Source organism: Streptomyces sp. NPDC058274, from assembly GCF_042881375.1.
Classification (GTDB): Bacteria; Actinomycetota; Actinomycetes; order Streptomycetales; family Streptomycetaceae; genus Streptomyces.
In genome coordinates this window covers 95,107-115,785 of sequence record NZ_JBHVXW010000015.1, presented here as the reverse complement: position 1 = coordinate 115,785, position 20,679 = coordinate 95,107, and the positions used below count along the sequence as shown (strand labels likewise).

The following is a 20,679-nucleotide window of genomic DNA, read 5'->3' as shown; positions in this document are numbered from 1 at the left end:
GTCCGGCGGCGGGCTCAGTGGCCGGACGTCGCCTTCAGGCCCACCACGGCCACCAGCAGCAGACAGACGAAGAAGATCCGGGCGGCGGTCACCGGCTCACCGAGCACGACCATGCCGAGCACCGCCGCCCCGGCGGCGCCGATCCCGACCCACACGCCATAGGCCGTACCGATCGGCAGCGACTTCGCGGCATACGACAACAGGACCATGCTCGCCACGATGCCCGCACCGGTCAGCACGCTCGGCACCAGCCGCGTGAAACCGTCCGTGTACTTCATCCCGATCGACCAGCCCACCTCGAGCAGACCGGCGACGAGCAGCAGAATCCAGGCCATGACAGGCACCTCCGTCTGGGAATCAACAGGGGTGCGTCGTCTTTGCCCAGGAGCCCTCTTCCTGCTCCCACCCGGTACGGCGCGTCTCGTCGGGGTCCCTCAAACGTAGCAAAACCCAGGCGAAAGGGGCTGGTGACCATGGTCACCAGCCCCTTCGAAGCCCACGGCAGGCCCTATGAACACAGGCCCGTGGGACCTACAGGTACAGGCCCGCGGGACCTACAGACACAGGCCCGTGGAACCTACAGATACAGGCCCGTCGAATCCTCGGACCCCTCGAAACGGTCCGCGGCCACCGCGTGCAGATCCCGCTCACGCATCAGGACGTACGCGACACCCCGCACCTCGACCTCGGCGCGGTCCTCTGGGTCGTACAGCACCCGGTCGCCCGGCTCCACCGTCCGCACGTTCTGCCCCACCGCCACGACGTCCGCCCAGGCCAGGCGCCGGCCCACAGCCGCGGTCGCGGGAATCAGGATGCCGCCGCCGGACCGGCGCTCGCCCTCGGCCGCGTCCTGCCGCACGAGCACACGGTCGTGCAGCATCCGGATGGGCAGCTTGTCGTCGTGGTGGTTCTTCTCGCTCACGCCCCGAACCTACCTGCCCCGGCCGATTCCGTACGCAGTCGGGTCAGCCCCTGCGGCGCCGTGAACCCACGGCCAGCAGACCGACGACGCCGACCACCACCAGAGCCACCGGCACGATGCGCTCCAGCCGCGGCGCACCCTCCTCGGTGACGAACCGCCCCTTCACATCGCCCACGACCCGGTTCACACCCACGTATGCCCGGCCGAGCGTGTGGTCGATGTTCGAGACGACCTTGGCCTTCGCGTCCCCGACGATCGTCTTCGGATGCACCCGCACCCCGATCTCGTCGAGCGTCTCGGCGAGGACCTCGCGGCGGCGCTTGATGTCCGCCTCGATCTGCGCCGGAGTCCTGGTATCCGACGTTCTCGACGTATCCGACACCGCGCTGCCTCCGTGGTCGTATCGACGTACTGGCTTCTGTGGTCCGGCTCCGTCCGGCCCTGGGGCCCGACTCCGCCTTCCCGTGGTCGACAGTCTGTCAGCTCCGGAGCGAACGCACCCCACGGCACCCCTATTGGATGCGCCCCTATTGGGTGCGCCGAAGCGCATTAGGCTCGGTGACCAAACCGCCCCTGCCACGTGAGGTACCGATGAGCGAGCGACTCCAGCCCGGCGACACCGCCCCCGCCTTCACCCTGCCCGACGCCGACGGCAACGACGTCTCCCTGGCCGGCCACAAGGGCCGCAAGGTCATCGTCTACTTCTACCCGGCGGCCCTGACACCCGGCTGCACCAAGCAGGCCTGCGACTTCACCGACAACCTCGACGTGCTCGCGAGCGCCGGCTACGACGTCATCGGCGTCTCCCCCGACAAGCCCGAGAAACTCGCCAAGTTCCGCGACAAGGAGAACCTGAAGGTCACCCTCGTCGGCGACCCCGACAAGACCGTCATCGAGGCCTACGGCGCTTACGGCGAGAAGATGAACTACGGCAAGACCTACCTCGGCGTCATCCGCTCCACGGTCATCGTGGACGAGGACGGCAAGATCGAGCGGGCGTTCTACAACGTGAAGGCGACCGGACACGTCGCGAAGATCATCAAGGACCTGGGCATCTGACGCGCCCGTCCCCGCGCCGATCCGCCCGGGCTGCCGTACCGATTCGCCCGTGTCTGCGCAGGCCGGGCCCGCCGAAGACCCCGCACAGCAGCCCCTGCCCGCACCCCGGGCGGGGGCCCGCCCCCATGTGACGGAAGTCCCTCTCAGTGAGGACTTCCGTTTGCGGTCGGCAACCCCGAGCAGGTGATCCCCTGGAAGTACGTGCGTCCAGGAACGAAAGGATCACCCCCATGGCGGCCACCGCGCCCGAAACCGCAGAGGTCGCTGCCGATCCCGAGGCAGTGAAACGTCACCGCACGCTCTTCCGTGCCGTCCGGCGCCGCCGCAACCCCCCACTGCGACGCACCGACATCACCGTCACCGACGAAAGCGCCGTCAAGCGCGCCGTCAAAGCGGCCTCGCTCGGCAATGCCATGGAGTGGTTCGACTTCGGCATCTACAGCTACCTCGCCGTCACCATCGGCCACGTCTTCTTCCCGTCCGGGAACGGCACCGTCCAGCTGCTCGCCACCTTCGCCACCTTCGCCGTCTCCTTCCTCGTACGGCCCATCGGCGGCATGGTGTTCGGCCCCATGGGCGACAAGGTCGGCCGCAAGAAGGTCCTCGCCCTGACGATGATCCTGATGGCCGTCGGCACCTTCGCCATCGGCGTCATCCCCGCCTACGCCACCATCGGCTTCTGGTCCCCCGCCCTGCTGATCCTCTTCCGACTCGTCCAGGGCTTCTCGACCGGCGGCGAGTACGGCGGGGCGTCCACCTTCATCGCCGAGTACGCCCCCGACAAGCGCCGCGGATTCTTCGGCAGCTTCCTGGAGTTCGGCACACTCGCCGGATACGTCGGCGCGGCCGGCCTGGTCACCCTGCTGACGACGTTCCTCGGCAGCGACGGCATGGAGTCCTGGGGCTGGCGCGTCCCGTTCCTGGTGGCCGGACCCATCGGCCTCGTCGGCCTGTACCTGCGGCTGAAGCTGGACGAGACCCCCGCCTTCCAGAAACTGGAGGACGAGACCAAGCACCAGGCCTCCGACGCCGCCTCCACGGTCGAGACCACCGCCAAGGGCGACCTCGCGAAGATCTTCCGGAACTACTGGCCGACGCTGATCCTGTGCATCTGCCTCGTCGGCGCGTACAACATCACCGACTACATGCTCCTGTCGTACATGCCGACGTACCTGTCCGACGAGATGGGCTACACCGAGACCCACGGCCTGCTGATCCTGATCGCCACCATGGTCGTCCTGATGCTGATCATCAGCCAGGTGGGCCGGCTCTCCGACCGCTTCGGCCGCAAGCCGCTCCTCATGACCGGCATGCTCGGCTTCCTCGTCCTGTCCGTCCCGTCCTTCCTGCTGGTCAAGCAGGGCAGCCTGGTCGCGGTCTCGGCGGGCATGCTGCTGCTCGGCCTCTCCCTCGTCTGCATGCTCGGCACGATGTCGGCGGCCCTCCCCGCCCTCTTCCCCACCCAGGTCCGCTACGGCTCCCTCTCCGTCGGCTACAACCTCTCCGCCTCCCTCTTCGGCGGCACCACCCCCCTCGTCATCACCGCCCTCATCAGCGCGACCGGCTCCGACCTGATGCCCGCGTACTACGCCATGGCCGCGGCCCTCATCGGCGTCATCGCCGTCGCCTGCATGAAGGAAACCGCCCAAAAGCCTCTGGCGGGATCACCCCCCTCGGTCGAAACCCACGAGGAGGCGGCGGAACTGGTCGAGGCCCAGGCCCCGGTACCACGCTTCTGACACCCGCGTGACTGTCCGATAGTCGGTTCGTTACTCCGTACGAGGCCACGAACGTGTGGCCGGGGCGGAGGGGAACCATGCCGATCAGTCCGTACACCAGGGAACGCCTGGAGGAGGCGGCGAGCTCGTCACGGACGTTGTCCGAGGCGCTGACCAAGCTTGGGGTGGATCCGAGGAGTTCGACGCGACGCTACGTCCAGGGGCGCATGAAGAAGCTGGGTGTGGACACCTCTCACTTCGAGCGTGAAGGGGTGCGGTGGACCAGGGAGATCCTTGAACCCGCGGTATCCGCCTCGAAGAACATGTGCGAAGTGCTGCGCCGCCTCGGGCTTGAAGTCGTCGGCGGCCATCACACTCACATCAGTCGCAGGGTCAAGGCCTTGGGCATCGACACTGCTCACTTCGACCCGGATGCACACGCCGGCAGACGAGAGCGGAGGCGGAAACGTACGCCTCGGGAACTGCTCGTCGAACAGGGCCCGGAGCGCGCCCGCCGTGAGCAGAGCGCTCGGCTGAAGCGAGCAATGCTGGGCCACGGCATTGAGGAGCGCTGCGCCATGTGCGGCATCGAAGCAGTCTGGCTCGGCGAGCCACTACCTCTCGAAGTCGACCACGTCGACGGCAATTGGCGTAACAACAGGGTCGAAAACCTACGGCTGCTGTGCCCCAACTGCCATTCCACTACGGACACTTATCGAGGTCGAGCCAAGGGACGCGGCCGGAGCTCCACCCCATGAGCAGTGGCATCCGGTACACCCGGGAGCGGCTGGCTCAGGCCGCCGAACAGTGCTCCGACATCGACGAGGTCATCGCCTTCTTCGACACCCAGCCCTACGGCAATCTTCGACGGCATTTGTACAAGCGCTTCGAGCACTTCGGCATCGACATCTCCCACTTCGCACGCAAGGGCCGACGCAGATCCAAGGATCTGCCGAGCGCGGGCGAGCTGCGGCATGCGGTAGCCCAGTCCACTTCGGTCGCCGGAGTCCTTCGGCTCTTGCGGCGCCCGGACAACACGCGTCTACGCGCGCTGTTCCCACAGCTGACCACCTCGTACGGAATCGACACATCGCACTTCCTCGGGCAGGGACATCAGCGCGGGAAGCATGGGCCGACTCCCCTGAAACGGCCAGAAGACCTGCTGGTCAAGCACAGCGGCGAGCGCCGCACGAAGAGCGGGCAGCTGCGATGTGCACTGCGCGAGATCGGTGTACCCGAGCAGTGTGCCCGGTGCGGCACCGCCCCGGAATGGCTCGGCAAACCCATGACGCTGGAGATCGACCACATCAACGGGGACTGGCGTGACAACCGCCCGGACAACCTCCGGCTGCTGTGCCCCAACTGCCATGCGATCACCAGCACCTGGTGCCGCGGGGGCCGACGGCGATGATCACAGTCGGCCTCTCTTCACGGACAGTCCGGTTCTCCCGGTAAAGTGAGCCTCGGTGCCTGCGCCCGTACGCCAAGGGCTGAGCGGCGATCTTTAGGTGGTCGTGTCTGTCGGTTCGAATCCGACCGGGCGCACCAAGGCCGAAGGCCCGGCTCGCGCGCTCCGCGAGCCGGGCCTTCGCCTAGTCATGACTAGCCCAACAACTCCCGAACCACCGGTGCCAGCGCCCGGAACGCCTTGCCGCGGTGGCTGATCGCGTTCTTCTCGTCCGGGGAGAGTTCCGCGCAGGTGCGGGTCTCGCCGTCCGGCTGGAGGATCGGGTCGTAGCCGAAACCGTTCGTGCCGGACGGGGCGTGGCGGAGGGTCCCGCGGAGCTGGCCTTCGACGACGCGTTCGGTGCCGTCGGGGAGGGCGAGGGCGGCGGCGCAGGCGAAGTGGGCGGCGCGGTGGGGTGGGTCGATGTCGCCGAGCTGGGCGAGGAGGAGGTCGAGGTTGGCCTTGTCGTCGCCGTGGCGGCCGGCCCAGCGGGCGGAGAAGATGCCGGGGGCGCCGCCGAGGACGTCGACGCAGAGGCCGGAGTCGTCGGCGACGGCGGGCAGGCCGGTGGCCTGGGCGAGGGCGTGGGCTTTGAGGAGGGCGTTCTCGGCGAAGGTGACGCCGGTTTCCTTGACGTCGGGGATGTCGGGGTAGGCGTCCGCGCCGACGAGGTCATGGGTGAGGCCTGCGTCGGCGAGGATCGCCTTCAGTTCGGTGATTTTGCCGGCGTTGCGGGTGGCGAGGATCAGGCGGGTCATGGCCCTCAGTATCCCCAGGTTCCCGGGGTGCGCCGTGCGCCTTCCGGGCGCTCCTACGGTGTGCAGACCTTCGTCAGTTCGCCCGCCGCGTCGGTGACGGGGCTGATGTCGGGTGTGTTGTCGCCGTTCTTGACGGCGGTGCGGACGTTTTCGACGGCTTGGCTGAGGTCGTCGACGGCTTTGTTCACGTCGGCGTTGTCGGTTTTGTCGCCGATTTTGTCGAGGTTTTTCTCGATGGAGTTGAGGGACTGGTCCGTCTGCGTGGGGTCGTTCGCCGCGTTTTCGACGGCCTGTTGGAGGTCGGTGACGCTGTCGGCTATGGCGTCGGCGGTCTGGACGCAGTCGAGGGCTTTGCTGACGGCGTCGCAGCCGACGGCGGCCGGCAGGGCGATGAGTGCGGTGACGACGGCGATTGCGGCGGTGCGGCGGCGGTGGCGCGCGGCCATGGAACGGTCCCTCCCCGTGGGCATGGTGTGCTCGGCCTCGTGGTGTGGCCGGCGGGGCGCACGGCTGGACCGTACGCCTGTACCTGTGAGAACGCGATCGGTTATCGCGTGGTTGCTTCGAGGGCGGCGCGTTGGAGCGCGGCCAGTTCGTCGCAGCCCGAAACGGCCAGGTCCAGGAGGGTGTTGAGCTCTTTGCGGTCGAAGGGTTCGGCTTCGGCGGTGCCCTGGATTTCGACGAAGCGGCCGTCGCCGGTGCAGACGACGTTCATGTCGGTGTCGGCTTTGACGTCTTCTTCGTAGCGGAGGTCGAGGAGGGGGATGCCCCCGACGATGCCTACGGAGACGGCGGCGACGGTTCCGGTGAGGGGCTGTCGGCCGGCTTTGACGAGCTTCTTGCCCTGGGCCCAGGTGACGGCGTCGGCGAGGGCGACGTAGGCGCCGGTGATGGCGGCGGTGCGGGTGCCGCCGTCGGCCTGGAGGACGTCGCAGTCGAGGACGATGGTGTTCTCGCCGAGGGCTTTGTAGTCGATGACGGCGCGCAGCGAGCGGCCGATGAGGCGGCTGATCTCGTGGGTGCGGCCGCCGATCTTGCCGCGGACGGATTCGCGGTCGCCGCGGGTGTTGGTGGAGCGGGGGAGCATGGAGTATTCGGCGGTGACCCAGCCTTCGCCGCTGCCTTTGCGCCAGCGGGGGACGCCTTCGGTGACGGTGGCGGTGCAGAAGACTTTGGTGTCGCCGAAGGAGACGAGGACGGAGCCCTCGGCGTGCTTGCTCCAGCCTCGCTCGATGGCGATGGGGCGGAGCTGGTCGGGGGTGCGGCCGTCGATTCGAGACATGCGGATGAGCCTAGCCGTACATGGCTGAGGGGCTGCCTCGGGTGTGGGAGGCAGCCCCTCGGGGGTGAGCGGGGGCCGGTGGGGGCCCCGTCGGCTCACATCATGTCTTCGATGTCCGCGGCGATGGGGTCGGCGTCGGTGCCGATGACGACCTGGATGGCGGTGCCCATCTTGACGACGCCGTGGGCGCCGGCGGCTTTGAGGGCGGCTTCGTCGACCTTGCTCGGGTCGTGGACTTCGGTGCGGAGGCGGGTGATGCAGCCTTCGACTTCTTCGATGTTGTCGATGCCGCCGAGCCCGGCGACGATCTTCTCAGCCTTGGTGGCCATGTCCCTACTCCCTGATCCGAACCGCTTTGTCGCAGTAACCCACAGTTGGCCCATCTTCGCGAGCGGTCATGTCGCGGGTGCCGAATGATGGCGTTCACGACAGGGCGACCGTCTGTCGACTGGTCTACACCAGTTGGCGGACATGAGCCAAACCCGGCCCGGTCCGGAGGACGCCGATGAGTGCCGACAGCGCTGCCGCGCCCGCGCGTGCCCGCTGGAACAACGCGTTCCAGGGGTTGCAGAAGATGGGCCGCAGTCTCCAGCTTCCCATTGCGGTGCTGCCGGCCGCCGGCATCCTGAACCGGCTGGGTCAGCCGGATGTGTTCGGGGCCGACGGGCTTGGCTGGACCAATGTCTCGAAGGTGATGGCGGGTGCCGGTGGCGCCCTGCTCGACGGTTCGCTGGGTCTGCCGCTGCTGTTCTGTGTGGGCGTGGCGATCGGGATGGCGAAGAAGTCGGACGGTTCGACCGCGCTGGCGGCGGTGGCGGGGTTCCTCGTCTACTTCAGCGTGCTGCACCAGTTCCCGGAGTCCTGTGCGCAGCAGGCGAAGGTGATCCAGAGCATCGGCTGCCAGGCGGCGGACAGTTCGGTGACGGCGTTCACGTACCAGAATCCGGGTGTGTTCGGCGGCATCATCATGGGGCTGATGACGGCGTACTTCTGGCAGCGTTTTCACCGGACGCGGCTGGTGGACTGGCTCGGCTTCTTCAACGGGCGCCGGCTGGTGCCGATCATCATGGCGTTCGTGGCGATCGCGTTCGCGGCGCTGTGCCTGTGGATCTGGCCGCCGATCGGTGACGGGTTGCAGAACTTCAGCGACTGGCTGGTGAGCCTGGGTGCGTGGGGTGCGGGTGTGTTCGGTCTCGCCAACCGCGCGTTGCTGGTGATCGGGTTGCACCAGTTCCTGAACGTGCCCATCTGGTTCCAGTTCGGGAGCTTCACGAAGCCGGACGGCACGGTGGTGCACGGTGACATCAACATGTTCCTGGCGGGCGACCCGAACGCGGGGCAGTTCACGTCGGGCTTCTTCCCGATCATGATGTTCGCGCTGCCGGCCGCGTGTCTGGCGATGACGCACTGTGCAAAGCCCCATCGCCGCAAGGAGATCGGCGGCATGATGCTGTCGGTCGCGCTGACGTCGTTCGTCACCGGCATCACCGAACCGATCGAGTACTCCTTCGTGTTCATCGCGCCGCTGCTGTACGTGGTCCACGCGGTGCTCACCGGTGTGTCCATGGCGGTGACTTGGGGCCTGGGCGTGCATGACGGTTTCAGTTTCTCGGCGGGTCTGATCGACTACGTCATCAACTGGAACCTGGCGACCAAGCCGTGGGCGATCATCCCGATCGGCCTGTGTTTCGCCGCCGTCTATTACACGGTCTTCCGCTTCGCGATCACGAAGTTCGACCTGAAGACTCCGGGGCGCGAGCCGGAGGAGGAGGTCGAGGACACGACGAAGGCGTGATCCCACGCCTTCGCCTAGGGGACCTTTTCGAGCACTGAGCGCAGGCCCTCTACGGCCGCTCTCACCTCGTCACCCGCGCCGCAGTCCAGTGCGCTGCGATAGGAGCCCGGTACTTCGTCGTACCGCCCGCAGGCGAGGGCGATCAGGGCCCGCAGTTCGGCGTGCTTTCCGGCCAGCTGAACGCGCACTTCGCCCGTCGAGTGCGCCGCTTCGTCGAGGCGGTCCACCAGCCCGGAGAGTCGGGCGAGCAGCACACTGCTCTCCACCAACGTGCCGTAGTAGGCCTCTTCAGCAGTTCTGCCCGCCTTGCGCAACGCAGCGAGGCAGGCGTCGATCCGGTTGCGCTCGCCGCTCCTCAGCGCCAGCTCGGCCAACAGGCTGTACGCCTCCTGCTCGCGCTGCCGCTCATAGTCGGTCAGGTCGGCGTCGGCGTAGCGGACGAGGGCTGTACGGAGGTCGTCGTACGCCGCCGTGATGGTGTCCCGGTCGGTGACGGCGCCCGCGAGAACCTCACGCGCCGCGTAGAACACCCAGGTGGGGTTCCCGGGCTCCTCGCGGCGGCACCGGGCGATGAGTGCTCCGTCCCTGTTCCGTTTGGAGCGGGCCCTGATGGCGTCGGGGGTATACCCGTGGTGGATGAGTTCCACGTCCAGTCGGAGCGAATCCGGAGCGCTGCCGTCGGGGTGGAAGGGCTGCTCGTGGACGCGGCCGCGGAAACGCAGCCGGGTGTCCGCTCGCAGGAACCGCCTGGTGCGGTCGTATGCTCCGGCGCTGCCGGCATTGACGATGCGGGGTGACAGGACAAGATCACGGCCGGCTCGGGTGCGGTCCACCTCGTGGAGGGTCCGCCGCAGTTTGTTCGCGTCGCCAGGCTTCAGCCGTTCGTCGGCGTCGATGAACAGCAACCAGCCCTCTCGCACCTCACCGAAGGCGTGGTTGCGCTGAGCGGCGAAGTCGTCGCTCCAGGGCCGGCGCACCGCGGTGAACTCCAGCGCTGCGCCCGCAGCCGCGGTGCGTGCCGCCCCGATCGTGTCATCGGCGGAGTCCGCGTCGATGAGAAGGACTCCATCCACGGCGCCGGCCAGCGCCTTGACCGTGTCCACGATGTTGGCTTCCTCGTCCCGCGTGAGGATGACCGCGGTGAGGGTGGGTGTGACCTGGGAGGGCATGGTGTCCTCGTCTCATTCCCCGACCGTGACGGTCGTGTCGAACGCGGTGTCGGGTGTGTCCCGGTGGGAGACGAGGACCTTTGATCCGCGGACATCTCCGAGGTTCTTCCATATGTGGCGGAACGTGTCCTCGTCGATGCCGCTGAAGGTCTCGTCGAAGAGGTAGATGTCAGGCGCATGCAGCACCGCTCGGGCCACGGCCAGTCGTTGGGCCTGTCCACGTGACAGGAGCCCGCCGTCCTCCTTGAGGAACTCGTCGTACCCATTGGGGAGTTGGTGCACCACGTCGTCGAAGCAGGCGATGCGGCAGGCCAGATCGATCTCGTCCTGAGCGCATTCCCGTCCGAGCGCCAGGTTCTCTCGCAGGGTTGCCGCAACGACGAGCGGCTCCTCCGCCACATACAGGATGCGCTGCCGCAGCCCGCTTTCCGTCATACCGCAGGCGTCGACTCCACCGATGGTGACGTTCCCTTCGTATCCGGGGTACAGGCCTGCAAGCACCTTGAGCAGGGTGCTCTTGCCCGACCCGTTCGGCCCTCGCACCAGGGCCCGTGCCTGCTCGGGGACAGTGAAGGTCACGTCTCGAATGGCCGGGGCCGCGGTGCCGGAATAGCTGAAGGAGAGCGCCTCGACGCGGAGTTCCGCCCCCGTCGGCAGCATTGCGCCACTTCGGCTGTCCGAGTTTCCCGATCCGGCCCGCGGCTCCTCGCGCTGGGAGATGACATCGCGGTAGCGGCCGAGCGCCGCGGCGGCGCGCTGGACCGTCACCTGGAGAACCGCGAGTTTCTCGCTGGAGGCCAGGAAGTAGCCTGACAGGGTCAGGAAGCTCATCAACTGCCCCATCGCCAGGGATCCGCCGCTGACCTGGACGGTGCCGAGCCAGGCCACGATGATGACGAAGACGCCCTGGTTGGCGATCTTGATCGTGCCGCTGAGGTTGTCCAGCCTGCCCAGCCTGATCTCGGAGTCGATCAGCCTGCCCAGTGCATGGTCGAGCCGTCCGGCGGCGTAGTCGCGCCTGTCGAGCGCGGCAAGATCCAGCTGTCCGCGCAGCAGGTTGTACGCCTCCGCCTTGAGAGAGGAGTCGCGCTGCAGCACCTCCTCCGCCTGCTCTCGCACCGCGGGGTACAAGGCCCAGGAGGTGATGACGTCGATCGCCGCGGAGGCAAGGAGCACCAGGAACAACCAGGGAGCGACCCAGGCGAGATAGGCCCCCGAGAAGATCACGGTGCACCCGTCGATGGCCGCCCCGACCGTGAGCGTGGCGACCAGCGCCTGAACTGCCTGGACATCGCCGAACCGGCTGACCAGGTCCCCAGTCCTTCGGGTCGCGTAGAAGGAGAGTGGCAGACGCATCAGTTTGCGGGTGTACGCCTGGGTGAGCTGACTCTGGAGTGACTGCCCGAGCCTGATGACGAGGCGGCCTCGGACCCATTGGATCACCGCGCCGCCCAGGACGACGAGGACGGCGGTCAGCGCCGCCACTGCCAGCCCGCCGATGTCGCCCGCCGGCAGATACCGGTCGATCGCGACCTGGAAGAAGAAGGTCGATGCCGTGATGAGCAGGACCGCGGCGGCCGCGGTCAGGAGCCCGATGGCCAGCAGGCTGCCGCGGCGCTCCGCCGCGATCCGCCAGACCAGGCTCTGGGACCGCGCCTCTTTCAGTACCCGCCCCAGGCCGACCCCGCCGTTCAACGGGGTGTCCGTCACCAGCAGTTGCCCACTGAATCGGCTGAGGAAGTCCTCAAGGGCCAGAACGGTGGGCCGGTACAGGCCCGGGTCACTGATCACCAGTTTCCCGTCGGCACGGACCTCGTGGACGACGACAAAGTGGTTGAGGCCGTCATCGTGCAGCACGGCGACGGAGGGGCCCGCCGCGCCGAGCGCCGCCATGACCTCGTCCGCCGCCGGGCGCAGAAGCAGGGACTCCAGGCCGTATCCGTCGAGCACATCCCGCAGTCTCAGCAAGGAGGCACCCGACTCGCCCAGCCCTACGGATTCGCGAAGAGTGGCGGTGTCGACCAGGATGCCGTGCCGCTTGAGCACGATCCGGAGGGATGCCGGGCCGCAGTCGGTCTCGCCCTCTTGATGCGCGTGATAGCGCTGCCACTTCATGTCCGCTGCCACTTCATGTCGTGTGTCCCTCTGACCCGGCGGGCCTCAAAAAGGCCGTGCCCCGCTCCCGGGGAGCGAGGCACGGCCAGCTACGAGCCTGGCTCAGAGCTTCGGGCCCTTGCCCTTGCACTGGCTGCGGTAGAGGGAGATGTAGCCGGAAGTGTCGGCGCTTCCGTACATGTCGATCGCGCCGCTGGTGATCTCGTTGTAGAGAACACGGCACTGCGTCTTGGACATCGCACCACCGCTGATCTGAGCGGCCTCCTCCTCGGCGAGGAGGGAAATACCCATAGTGCGGAGATTGGTAAGGCTCATAACTCTGGCTTCCTCATAGGCAGTTGCTGCCGATTCACTCGGCGACAGGTCTAGACAACCATCCTGAGCTGCGCCTTTCAAGGAATTCCGGCCCACTCCACTCGAGATCAAGATCACGGCGCCCCGATGGAACGCAGGGGCCCCGACGACACTCCAGGCGTGACTTGCACCACAAAAATCGACTGTTCCTTACGCAGACCCAACGTGCTACAACTGGTCTACACCACTCAGTGGTATAGACCGCGCGGTGCAGACTGCGCTCCCCCGAGACGCCGCCGTTCCCACTTCGATGTCCCCTGGGCGGCGCCTTGCCCAATGGAGGAACTTGATGTCCACGGCCAGCGCCGCTCCCGCGGCCGAGAAGAAGAAGGGCTCCGGCGCGATGGCTGTTCTGCAGCGCATCGGCCGCAGCCTGATGCTGCCGGTTGCCGTCCTGCCCGCCGCCGCGCTTATGGTGCGCCTCGGCAACGCCGACATGCTGGGACGCGAGTCGTTCCCCGCGTTCGTCACCAAGATCGCCGGCTTCATGTCGGCCGGTGGCAACGCGATTCTCGACAACATGGCGTTGCTGTTCGCCGTGGGCATCGCGATCGGCTTCGCGAAGAAGTCGGACGGCTCGACCGCTCTCGCGGCGGTGGTCGGTTACCTGGTCTTCAAGAACGTACTCGCCACGTTCACCGACAAGAACCTGCCGAAGGTCGCGACGGCCGTCGACGGCAAGGTCGTCATGGTCGATGCCCCGGTGGATGCCAAGGTCCTCGGCGGTGTGGTGATGGGCATAGTCGTCGCCCTGCTGTACCAGAAGTTCCACCGGACCAAGCTGCCCGACTGGGCGGGCTTCTTCGGCGGCCGCCGCCTCGTCCCGATCCTCTCGGCCTTCGCGGGTCTGCTCATCGGCGTCGTCTTCGGCTACATCTGGCCGGTCCTCGGCACGGGACTGCACAACTTCGGTGAGTGGCTGGTCGGTTCGGGTGCCGTCGGAGCAGGCATCTTCGGTGTCGCCAACCGTGCCCTCATCCCGATCGGCATGCACCACCTGCTGAACTCCTTCCCGTGGTTCCAGGCCGGTTCGTACCAGGGCAAGAGCGGTGACATCTCGCGCTTCCTGGCCGGTGACCCGACCGCCGGACAGTTCATGACCGGTTTCTTCCCGATCATGATGTTCGCGCTGCCTGCGGCCTGTCTCGCGATCGTGCACTGTGCCCGTCCCGAGCGCCGCAAGGTCGTCGGTGGCATGATGTTCTCGCTCGCGCTGACCTCCTTCGTCACCGGCGTCACGGAGCCGATCGAGTTCACCTTCATGTTCATCGCTCCGGCCCTGTACGCCATCCACGCGGTGCTTACCGGCGTCTCGATGGCGCTGACCTGGGCCCTCGGTATGAAGGACGGCTTCGGCTTCTCAGCCGGCGCGGTCGACTTCGGCCTCAACCTCGGTATCGCGACCAACCCATGGGGCCTGGTTCTCGTAGGACTCTGCTTCGCGGTGGTCTACTACGTGGTCTTCCGCTTCGCGATCACGAAGTGGAACCTGCCTACGCCGGGCCGCGAGTCCGACGAGGAGCTTGCTGAACTCCAGAAGGCCGAGGCCAAGTAGCCTGCCCTGCCGGGAGGGCCCAGTGGCCTTCGCCGCACATGACGAGGACCCCGGAACCGAGTCGGTTCCGGGGTCCTCGTGTGTGGTGGCAGCGGGAGGGTTCAGATCTCGTACGTCGACCGGGGGGACGCCAGTTCCAGCGCTCCGGTGTAGACCGCCCGGGCGTCGGCCAGGTTGACCTGGGGGTCCGTCCACGGCGGGATGTGGGTGAGGACCAGGCGGCGCGCGCCCGCGCGGGTGGCCGTCTCGCCCGCCTCGCGTCCGTTGAGGTGGAGGTCGGGGATGTTCTCCTTGCCGTGCGTGAACGCGGCTTCGCACAGGAACAGGTCGGCGTCGCGGGCGAGTTCGTCCAGGGCCTCGCTCACGCCGGTGTCCCCGGAGTAGGTCAGCGCGCGCCCGCCGTGCTCGACGCGGATGCCGTACGCCTCCACGGGGTGGCGCACCTTCTCCGTGTGCACGGTGAAGGGGCCGATCTCGAACGTGCCCGGCTTGACCGTGTGGAAGTCGAAGACCTCGCTCATCGAGGAGGCGCTGGGGGTGTCCGCGTACGCGGTGGTCAGGCGCTGCTCCGTGCCCTCGGGTCCGTAGACGGGGAGGGGGTCGCAGCGGCCGCCGTCGTGGCGGTAGTAGCGCGCAACGAAGTACGCGCACATGTCGATGCAGTGGTCGGCGTGCAGATGGCTGAGGAAGATCGCGTCAAGGTCGTAGAGACCGCAGTGGCGCTGCAGCTCGCCCAGGGCACCATTGCCCATGTCGAGAAGCAGCCGGAAGCCGTCGGCCTCGACGAGGTAGCTCGAGCAGGCCGATTCCGCGGACGGGAACGACCCCGAGCAGCCGACGACGGTGAGCTTCATGAGAGCTGGAACCTCCGCGCTGGCAGGAAGTGCAGAGAGCAGATGCGGTGAGCAGGTACTCGGATCGGACAGGGGAAAACGGGGTCGTGCGGTCCGTCGAGCGTAAGGCGCAAAAGGGCCGGTCGCTCCTCCGCCAGGGGCCGTTGTGGGCGAACTCACCCGTGCTGTCACCGGTTCGGATGGACCTGATGCACAGGGGGCGGGTGAGCCTTGTGTGGAGGATGGCGTTCAGGGGAGCGTCCCGGGATGCGCGCCGGTACCTTCTACGGTATGGACACCTCCTGGTGGCTCGCTCTGGTGGCGGTCGTGCTGCTCGCGCTGGTCGCGACGCTGATCGACGGCTGGGGGCGCGGTGGGCGCCGGCCCGGGGGGCGTACGCGGCCGCCGGGCCGTCCGCGGGGGCGGGCGCGTGGGCCTCGGCCGGCGGAGATCTGGTGGGCGAACGTTCCGTTCGAGGACGGGCCCGGGGCCAAGGACCGGCCCTGTCTGGTGCTGTCCGTGCGGGGTGGCCGGGCCAAGGTCGCGAAGATCACCACGAAGTATCACGACGAGCGGGCCGGGGTGATTCCGCTGCCGCCGGGGGCCGTGGGTGACGCCCACGGGAGGCCCAGCTTTCTGGAGACGGACGAGTTGCGGCACGTTTCCCTACGGGAGTTCCGGCGGCGGGCCGGCGTGGTCGACCCGGCCCTGTGGGACCAGCTCCGCCACCTGGCTTGACGCTTTTCCCGGGCCCCACGGCCGCGCAGCCGGTCCGTTGCCGCGCCGTACCTGGGGGCTCCGCCCCCAGACCCCCGTTTCGCGCTGACGCGCTCGTCCTCAAACGCCGGACGGGCTGAAAATCTCCCGCCCGGGACGAAAGAGCTCACCGCCCGCGGGCAAAGAGTCGCCGGGGCAAGACTCAGCCCCTCCGGCGTTTGAGGAGCGGGGTCTGGGGCGGAGCCCCAGGTACGGGACGGGCAGGGGCGGAGGGGGCGAAGGAAGCCCGGGCAGGGCCCCGCAGCCCACCCCGGGCTATGCCCAGAGCTGCCCCTGCAGCGTCTCGATGGCCTCTTCCGTGGTGGCCGCGGTGTAGACACCGGTCGACAGGTACTTCCACCCGCCGTCGGCGACGACGAAGACGATGTCGGCGGACTCGCCGGCCTTGACGGCCTTGGTGCCGACGCCGATCGCGGCGTGCAGCGCGGCCCCGGTGGAGACGCCGGCGAAGATGCCCTCCTGCTGGAGCAGCTCACGGGTGCGGGTCACGGCATCGGCGGAGCCGACGGAGAAGCGGGTGGTGAGGACGGACGCGTCGTAGAGCTCGGGGACGAACCCCTCGTCGAGGTTGCGCAGGCCGTACACGAGATCGTCGTAGCGCGGCTCGGCGGCGACGATCTTGATCCCGGGCTTCTGCTCGCGCAGGAAGCGCCCGACGCCCATCAGTGTGCCGGTGGTGCCGAGCCCGGCGACGAAGTGGGTGACGGAGGGCAGGTCGGCGAGGATCTCGGGCCCGGTCGTCGCGTAGTGGGCGCCCGCGTTGTCGGGGTTGCCGTACTGGTAGAGCATCACCCAGTCCGGGTGTTCGGCCGCCAGCTCCTTGGCGACGCGTACGGCGGTGTTGGACCCGCCCGCCGCGGGTGACGGGATGATCTCCGCGCCCCACATCGCGAGGAGTTCCCGGCGCTCCTGCGAGGTGTTCTCGGGCATCACGCACACCATGCGGTAGCCCTTGAGCTTCGCGGCCATGGCGAGGGAGATGCCGGTGTTGCCGGAGGTCGGTTCCAGGATCGTGCAGCCGGGCGTCAACCGGCCGTCCTTCTCCGCCTGTTCGACCATGTGCAGCGCGGGTCGGTCCTTGACCGAGCCGGTCGGGTTGCGGTCCTCCAGCTTGGCCCAGATGCGCACGTCCTCGGACGGCGAGAGCCGCGGCAGGCGCACCAGAGGGGTGTTGCCCACCGCGGCCAGCGGAGAGTCGTACCGCATCCCGATCAGGCCATGCCGCCGGCCACGGCCGGCAGGATCGTGACGTTGTCGCCGTCGGTCAGCTTGGTGTTGATGCCGTCGAGGAAGCGGACGTCCTCGTCGTTGAGGTACACGTTGACGAAGCGGCGCAGCCCGCCGCCGGCTGCCTCGTCGACGATGCGTGCCTGGATGCCCGTGTGCCGGGTGTCGAGGTCGGCGAAGAGCTCGGCGAGGGTCTCCCCGCCGCCCTCGACGGCCTTCTGGCCGTCGGTGTAGGTGCGGAGGATGGTGGGGATGCGGACCTCGATGGCCATGGTTGCGGGCTCCTGTCGGGAGGAAAGTCGGTTCGGTGGGCGCGCGGCGGCGCGAGGTGCGGGTTGCGCGGTGCCTGGTACGGAATACGGGGTACGCGGGGGGACTCCCCCGCGCTGTCGGCTTCGGGCGGCGGGTGCCTCCGTCGCCTCCGCGGCCGTACGGCGGCAGGGGTCAGCGCGGACAGAGGGCGCTGCTGAGCCTGCACAGGTCGACGTGCAGCCGCGCCACGAGCAGCATGCCCGGCGTCTTCTCGCTCACGTCGTGGGAAACCATGGGCTCATCGTATCGATTCCCGGTCCGGGTCCCGGAGTGTGATCTCGGATAGTGGACGAATTTTGACCGGCATGCGGGATCAGTGGTCTCGCACGACCGTGACCTCCTCCTCCGTCACCTCGCCGTCGACGATCCGGTACGAGCGGAACTGGAAGGGGCCCGCGCCGTCCGCGTCGGCGGTGGAGACCAGCACGTAGTGGGCGCCGGGCTCGTTGGCGTACGTGATGTCGGTGCGGGAGGGGTAGGCCTCGGTCGCCGTGTGCGAGTGGTAGATGACGACCGGCTCCTCGTCCCGGTCGTCCATCTCGCGGTAGAGCTTCAGCAGGTCGCCCGAGTCGAACTCGTAGAACGTGGGTGAGCGGGCGGCGTTGAGCATCGGGATGAAGCGCTCTGGGCGGCCCGAGCCCACCGGGCCGGCGACGACGCCGCACGCCTCGTCGGGGTGGTCCTGGCGCGCGTGCGCGACGATCTGGTCGACGAGGGCCTGGGTGATGGTCAGCATGTCGGTCAGGATAAGCAGAAGGGCCACCGCGTACCGAAGGGTGGTACGCGGCGGCCCATATGCCGGACGGAGCGGGCGGGTCCCGGCGCTTGACGGACGCCGAACCGCGCGGGTCCCGGCGCTTGACGGACGCCGAACCGCGCGGGCCTCGGCGCCCGACGGACGCCGAGCCCCGCCAGGGTCTCAGCGCTTGACGAACGCGGAACCCTGCGGGTTGCGGCTCCTGAGCACCAGGTAGGAGACGCCCAGGACGAGGGCCCACAGGGGCGCGCAGTAGAGCGAGATGCGGGCGTCCTTGTCGATGCCCATCATCACGATCACCATGCCGATGAAGGCGAGCGAGAGGATGCTGGCCCAGATGCCGCCGGGGGCCCTGAAGGTGGACTGGGGCAGTTCGCCGCGGTCGGCCTTGAGGCGGTAGCGGATCTGGCAGACGAGGATGACGATCCAGGCCCACATGCCGGAGATGGTGGCGAAGGAGACGACGTAGTTGAAGGCGTCGCCGGGCCACTGGTAGTTGATCCAGACGCCGACCATCATCAGCGCGGCCGAGACCGTGGTGCCGATGAGCGGGGTGCCGCTCCTGGTGAGCCTGGTGAAGAACTTCGGGCCCTGGCCGTTGAGCGCGAGGTCGCGCAGCATGCGGCCGGTGGAGTACATGCCGGAGTTGCAGGAGGACAGGGCAGCGGTGAGCACCACGAAGTTGACGATGCCGGCGCCGGCGGCGAGGCCCATCTTCTCGAAGGCTTCCACGAAGGGGCTGACGCCGGGCTGGAAGCTCGTCCACGGCACGACCGAGAGGATCATGATCAGGGCGCCGACGTAGAAGACGGCGATGCGCCACGGCACGGTGTTGATGGCCTTCGGCAGGACCGTCTTCGGGTCCTTGGACTCACCGGCCGTCACGCCGACCAGTTCGACGGCGAGGAAGGCGAACATGACCATCTGCAGGGTCATCAGGGTGTTGCCGACGCCGTGCGGGAAGAAGCCGCCGTCGCTCCACAGGTGGCTGACGGAGGCGGTGTCGCCCGCGTCGGAGAACCCGAGGGTGAGGATGCCGGCGCAGATCAGGATCATGCCGACGATCGCGGTGACCTTGACCATGGAGAACCAGAACTCCAGCTCACCGAAGAGCTTCACGGAGATGAGGTTCACGGCGTACAGGATGACCGTGAAGACCAGGGCCGAGACCCATTGCGGGATGTCCCACCAGTACGTCATGTAGGTGGCGGCGGCGGTGACCTCGGTGATGCCGGTGACCACCCAGAACAGCCAGTAGGTCCAGCCGGTCACGAAGCCGGCGAAGGGGCCGATGAACTCGCGTGCGTACTCCGAGAAGGAGCCGGACACGGGGCGGTACATGAGGAGCTCGCCGAGCGCCCGCATGATGAAGAAGATGACCACGCCCGCGATGGCGTAGGCCAGGATCAGACTGGGTCCGGCCTTCGAGATGCCCTTGCCCGCGCCGAGGAAGAGGCCGGTGCCGATGGCACCGCCGATGGCGATCATCTGGATCTGCCGGGCGCCCAGCCCGCGCTGATATCCCTCGCCGTCGTCCGTCGCCGCGGCCTGCACGGCCTCACTGCCGTCGTACTTGTTGTCGACCTGCGATGAGGTCATGTTGGTGCGCCTTTCTCCATGCCGATCCGAGCCGTCTGCGTGGCCTCGGATCGGGTCCCGATCCCCCCGGATGTGATGGAGCTGTGCCTGGCCGGCGATCCGCCGGCTCGGTGGCGCACCCGGCAGGACGTGGGTGGTGTCCCGTCGGGCGGTCGTGAAGATTTATCACGCCCGCAACAGTCATCGGCGCAGGTGTTCGTGGCGCACGCCACAGGAAGAACCGGACAAAGGACGAGCCGCGCCCCATAGGACACGGCTGCGGTGACTTGATCGTTATCCGGATTTGAGCGTCCGTTGAGCGAACAACAGAGGGGCATTTGTCCTGACAGCTCAGGGCATAAGTGTTTCGACCAGGGTCTCCTGGAGTCCGCCCAGCCAGAGGTACGCCATCACCATCGGCTTGCGGGGGTCCTCGTCCGGGAGGCGGTAGAGAAGGTTCGTGTCCTCCTCGTCGACGAGGTCGAGCCGCGCGCCGATCGCCAGGCGCAGGTCGTTGAGGGCGCGCAGCCACTGCCCGGACTGCTCGGCGGAGAGCTTGAGGACCGCGCCGCCGTCACCGCCGAGCGTCAGCGCGTCCAGCGAGCGGATCACCGCGAGGGCGTTGTCGCGCTTGCCCGCGCGCAGGTCGTTCTCGGTGAAGCGGCGGAACTCGGCGGAGTGGGCGCGCTGCTCGTCGGCCTGCTCGCGCGAGTTCGCCTCGACGTCGGGGCCGCTGTAGGCGTCCGGGAAGAGGCGGTGCAGTACGGGGTCGGAGGGCGGTTCGCTGGGCCCCTCGGCGAACAGCTCGGCGAGCGGGTCCTCCGCGGTGTTCTCGCCCGGTCCGGGACCGATCAGCTCCAGGAGCTGGACGGCGAGGGAGCGGATGATGGAGATCTCGACCTCGTCGAGCGCGACGGCCGCGCCGCCGCCGGGGAGCGGTTCGAAGTGTCCTGGCATCAGGTTGGGTCGCTACTTCCAGTACTGCACGCTGCGGTCGGTCTCTGTCCGGTCCTGCGGTGCT

The 20,679-nt window shown here is 68.0% G+C and carries 24 protein-coding genes and 1 tRNA gene; 8 read left to right on the top strand and 17 right to left on the bottom strand.

Annotation, left to right across the window (positions count from 1 at the left end):
- Nucleotides 1-14 precede the first annotated feature (14 nt).
- The 3 genes from ACFVYF_RS26290 to ACFVYF_RS26280 all read right to left on the bottom strand — a co-directional run bounded on the left by ACFVYF_RS26290 (nt 15) and on the right by ACFVYF_RS26280 (nt 1,304).
- Nucleotides 15-335: a DMT family transporter gene (locus ACFVYF_RS26290; protein ID WP_383285002.1), complete on the bottom strand. Its 321-nt coding sequence runs from the start codon at nt 333-335 to the stop codon at nt 15-17.
- A gap of 242 nt (nt 336-577) precedes the next feature.
- Entirely contained in the window at nt 578-922 is a 345-nt protein-coding gene (locus ACFVYF_RS26285) for a GroES family chaperonin (RefSeq protein WP_389459190.1), read from the bottom strand.
- A 43-nt stretch (nt 923-965) separates the two neighbouring features.
- Nucleotides 966-1,304 carry a DUF3618 domain-containing protein gene (locus ACFVYF_RS26280; RefSeq protein WP_383285008.1) on the bottom strand — a complete coding sequence of 113 codons (339 nt, stop codon included), beginning with the start codon at nt 1,302-1,304 and terminating at the stop codon, nt 966-968.
- 209 nt (nt 1,305-1,513) lie between these two features.
- Here ACFVYF_RS26280 and bcp point away from each other — a divergent pair, with 209 nt between their 5' ends.
- The 5 genes from bcp (at nt 1,514) to ACFVYF_RS26255 (ending at nt 5,247) form a co-directional block, all read left to right on the top strand.
- The gene (bcp, locus tag ACFVYF_RS26275; RefSeq protein WP_389459188.1) at nt 1,514-1,981 is read left to right on the top strand and encodes a thioredoxin-dependent thiol peroxidase; all 468 of its coding nucleotides are present in this window, start codon (nt 1,514-1,516) and stop codon (nt 1,979-1,981) included.
- 230 nt (nt 1,982-2,211) lie between these two features.
- Nucleotides 2,212-3,720 carry a glycine betaine/L-proline transporter ProP gene (gene proP, locus ACFVYF_RS26270; RefSeq protein ID WP_389459187.1) on the top strand — a complete coding sequence of 503 codons (1,509 nt, stop codon included), beginning with the start codon at nt 2,212-2,214 and terminating at the stop codon, nt 3,718-3,720.
- Nucleotides 3,721-3,797: 77 nt separating this feature from the next.
- A complete protein-coding gene (locus ACFVYF_RS26265) occupies nt 3,798-4,457 on the top strand; it encodes an HNH endonuclease (RefSeq protein ID WP_389459185.1) in 660 nt (219 codons plus the stop codon).
- A complete protein-coding gene (locus tag ACFVYF_RS26260; RefSeq protein WP_389459183.1) occupies nt 4,454-5,110 on the top strand; it encodes an HNH endonuclease in 657 nt (218 codons plus the stop codon). Before ACFVYF_RS26265 ends, ACFVYF_RS26260 begins: the two co-directional genes overlap by 4 nt.
- Before the next feature lie 61 nt (nt 5,111-5,171).
- A tRNA-Leu gene (locus tag ACFVYF_RS26255) sits at nt 5,172-5,247 on the top strand.
- Between the two features lie 54 nt (nt 5,248-5,301).
- Here the strand turns inward: ACFVYF_RS26255 and rdgB are convergent.
- The 4 genes from rdgB to ACFVYF_RS26235 form a co-directional block, all read right to left on the bottom strand.
- A complete protein-coding gene (gene rdgB, locus ACFVYF_RS26250) occupies nt 5,302-5,904 on the bottom strand; it encodes an RdgB/HAM1 family non-canonical purine NTP pyrophosphatase (RefSeq protein ID WP_389459181.1) in 603 nt (200 codons plus the stop codon).
- Nucleotides 5,905-5,957: 53 nt separating this feature from the next.
- Complete coding sequence (locus ACFVYF_RS26245) at nt 5,958-6,350, bottom strand: hypothetical protein (protein ID WP_383285024.1); 393 nt, start codon at nt 6,348-6,350, stop codon at nt 5,958-5,960.
- Between the two features lie 101 nt (nt 6,351-6,451).
- Nucleotides 6,452-7,186, bottom strand: a complete 735-nt coding sequence (gene rph / locus ACFVYF_RS26240; protein ID WP_389459179.1) for a ribonuclease PH — start codon at nt 7,184-7,186, stop codon at nt 6,452-6,454.
- A 95-nt stretch (nt 7,187-7,281) separates the two neighbouring features.
- On the bottom strand, nt 7,282-7,515 hold the full coding sequence (locus ACFVYF_RS26235) for a glucose PTS transporter subunit EIIB (RefSeq protein ID WP_043679504.1): 234 nt from the start codon (nt 7,513-7,515) through the stop codon (nt 7,282-7,284).
- A gap of 176 nt (nt 7,516-7,691) precedes the next feature.
- On the opposite strand from ACFVYF_RS26235, the gene ACFVYF_RS26230 reads away from it, so the two are divergent.
- Nucleotides 7,692-8,981, top strand: a complete 1,290-nt coding sequence (locus ACFVYF_RS26230) for a PTS transporter subunit EIIC (protein WP_389459177.1) — start codon at nt 7,692-7,694, stop codon at nt 8,979-8,981.
- A gap of 14 nt (nt 8,982-8,995) precedes the next feature.
- Here ACFVYF_RS26230 and ACFVYF_RS26225 read toward each other — a convergent pair whose 3' ends face one another.
- The 3 genes from ACFVYF_RS26225 to ACFVYF_RS26215 all read right to left on the bottom strand — a co-directional run bounded on the left by ACFVYF_RS26225 (nt 8,996) and on the right by ACFVYF_RS26215 (nt 12,556).
- Complete coding sequence (locus tag ACFVYF_RS26225) at nt 8,996-10,150, bottom strand: glycosyltransferase (protein ID WP_389459175.1); 1,155 nt, start codon at nt 10,148-10,150, stop codon at nt 8,996-8,998.
- A gap of 12 nt (nt 10,151-10,162) precedes the next feature.
- On the bottom strand, nt 10,163-12,277 hold the full coding sequence (locus ACFVYF_RS26220) for a peptidase domain-containing ABC transporter (RefSeq protein WP_389459173.1): 2,115 nt from the start codon (nt 12,275-12,277) through the stop codon (nt 10,163-10,165).
- Nucleotides 12,278-12,367: 90 nt separating this feature from the next.
- A complete protein-coding gene (locus ACFVYF_RS26215; RefSeq protein WP_389459171.1) occupies nt 12,368-12,556 on the bottom strand; it encodes a hypothetical protein in 189 nt (62 codons plus the stop codon).
- Nucleotides 12,557-12,908: 352 nt separating this feature from the next.
- Between ACFVYF_RS26215 and ACFVYF_RS26210 the strand changes: the two genes are divergently transcribed.
- The gene (locus ACFVYF_RS26210; protein ID WP_389459170.1) at nt 12,909-14,174 is read left to right on the top strand and encodes a PTS transporter subunit EIIC; all 1,266 of its coding nucleotides are present in this window, start codon (nt 12,909-12,911) and stop codon (nt 14,172-14,174) included.
- A 101-nt stretch (nt 14,175-14,275) separates the two neighbouring features.
- Here the strand turns inward: ACFVYF_RS26210 and ACFVYF_RS26205 are convergent, their stop codons facing one another.
- On the bottom strand, nt 14,276-15,028 hold the full coding sequence (locus tag ACFVYF_RS26205; protein ID WP_389459168.1) for an MBL fold metallo-hydrolase: 753 nt from the start codon (nt 15,026-15,028) through the stop codon (nt 14,276-14,278).
- A gap of 270 nt (nt 15,029-15,298) precedes the next feature.
- Here ACFVYF_RS26205 and ACFVYF_RS26200 point away from each other — a divergent pair, with 270 nt between their 5' ends.
- Complete coding sequence (locus tag ACFVYF_RS26200) at nt 15,299-15,745, top strand: type II toxin-antitoxin system PemK/MazF family toxin (protein WP_389459166.1); 447 nt, start codon at nt 15,299-15,301, stop codon at nt 15,743-15,745.
- 294 nt (nt 15,746-16,039) lie between these two features.
- On the opposite strand, the gene ACFVYF_RS26195 is transcribed toward ACFVYF_RS26200, so the two are convergent.
- The 6 genes from ACFVYF_RS26195 to ACFVYF_RS26170 form a co-directional block, all read right to left on the bottom strand.
- On the bottom strand, nt 16,040-16,990 hold the full coding sequence (locus ACFVYF_RS26195; RefSeq protein ID WP_389459164.1) for a PLP-dependent cysteine synthase family protein: 951 nt from the start codon (nt 16,988-16,990) through the stop codon (nt 16,040-16,042).
- A gap of 5 nt (nt 16,991-16,995) precedes the next feature.
- Nucleotides 16,996-17,283 (bottom strand): MoaD/ThiS family protein, encoded by a 288-nt coding sequence (locus ACFVYF_RS26190; protein ID WP_389459161.1) that lies wholly within the window; start codon nt 17,281-17,283, stop codon nt 16,996-16,998.
- A gap of 172 nt (nt 17,284-17,455) precedes the next feature.
- Nucleotides 17,456-17,557: a putative leader peptide gene (locus ACFVYF_RS26185; protein WP_383285048.1), complete on the bottom strand. Its 102-nt coding sequence runs from the start codon at nt 17,555-17,557 to the stop codon at nt 17,456-17,458.
- 79 nt (nt 17,558-17,636) lie between these two features.
- Nucleotides 17,637-18,059: a Mov34/MPN/PAD-1 family protein gene (locus ACFVYF_RS26180; RefSeq protein ID WP_389459159.1), complete on the bottom strand. Its 423-nt coding sequence runs from the start codon at nt 18,057-18,059 to the stop codon at nt 17,637-17,639.
- 183 nt (nt 18,060-18,242) lie between these two features.
- On the bottom strand, nt 18,243-19,679 hold the full coding sequence (locus ACFVYF_RS26175) for an amino acid permease (protein WP_389459158.1): 1,437 nt from the start codon (nt 19,677-19,679) through the stop codon (nt 18,243-18,245).
- A 330-nt stretch (nt 19,680-20,009) separates the two neighbouring features.
- Complete coding sequence (locus tag ACFVYF_RS26170; RefSeq protein WP_389459156.1) at nt 20,010-20,615, bottom strand: DUF2017 domain-containing protein; 606 nt, start codon at nt 20,613-20,615, stop codon at nt 20,010-20,012.
- Between the last annotated feature and the right edge of the window lie 64 nt (nt 20,616-20,679).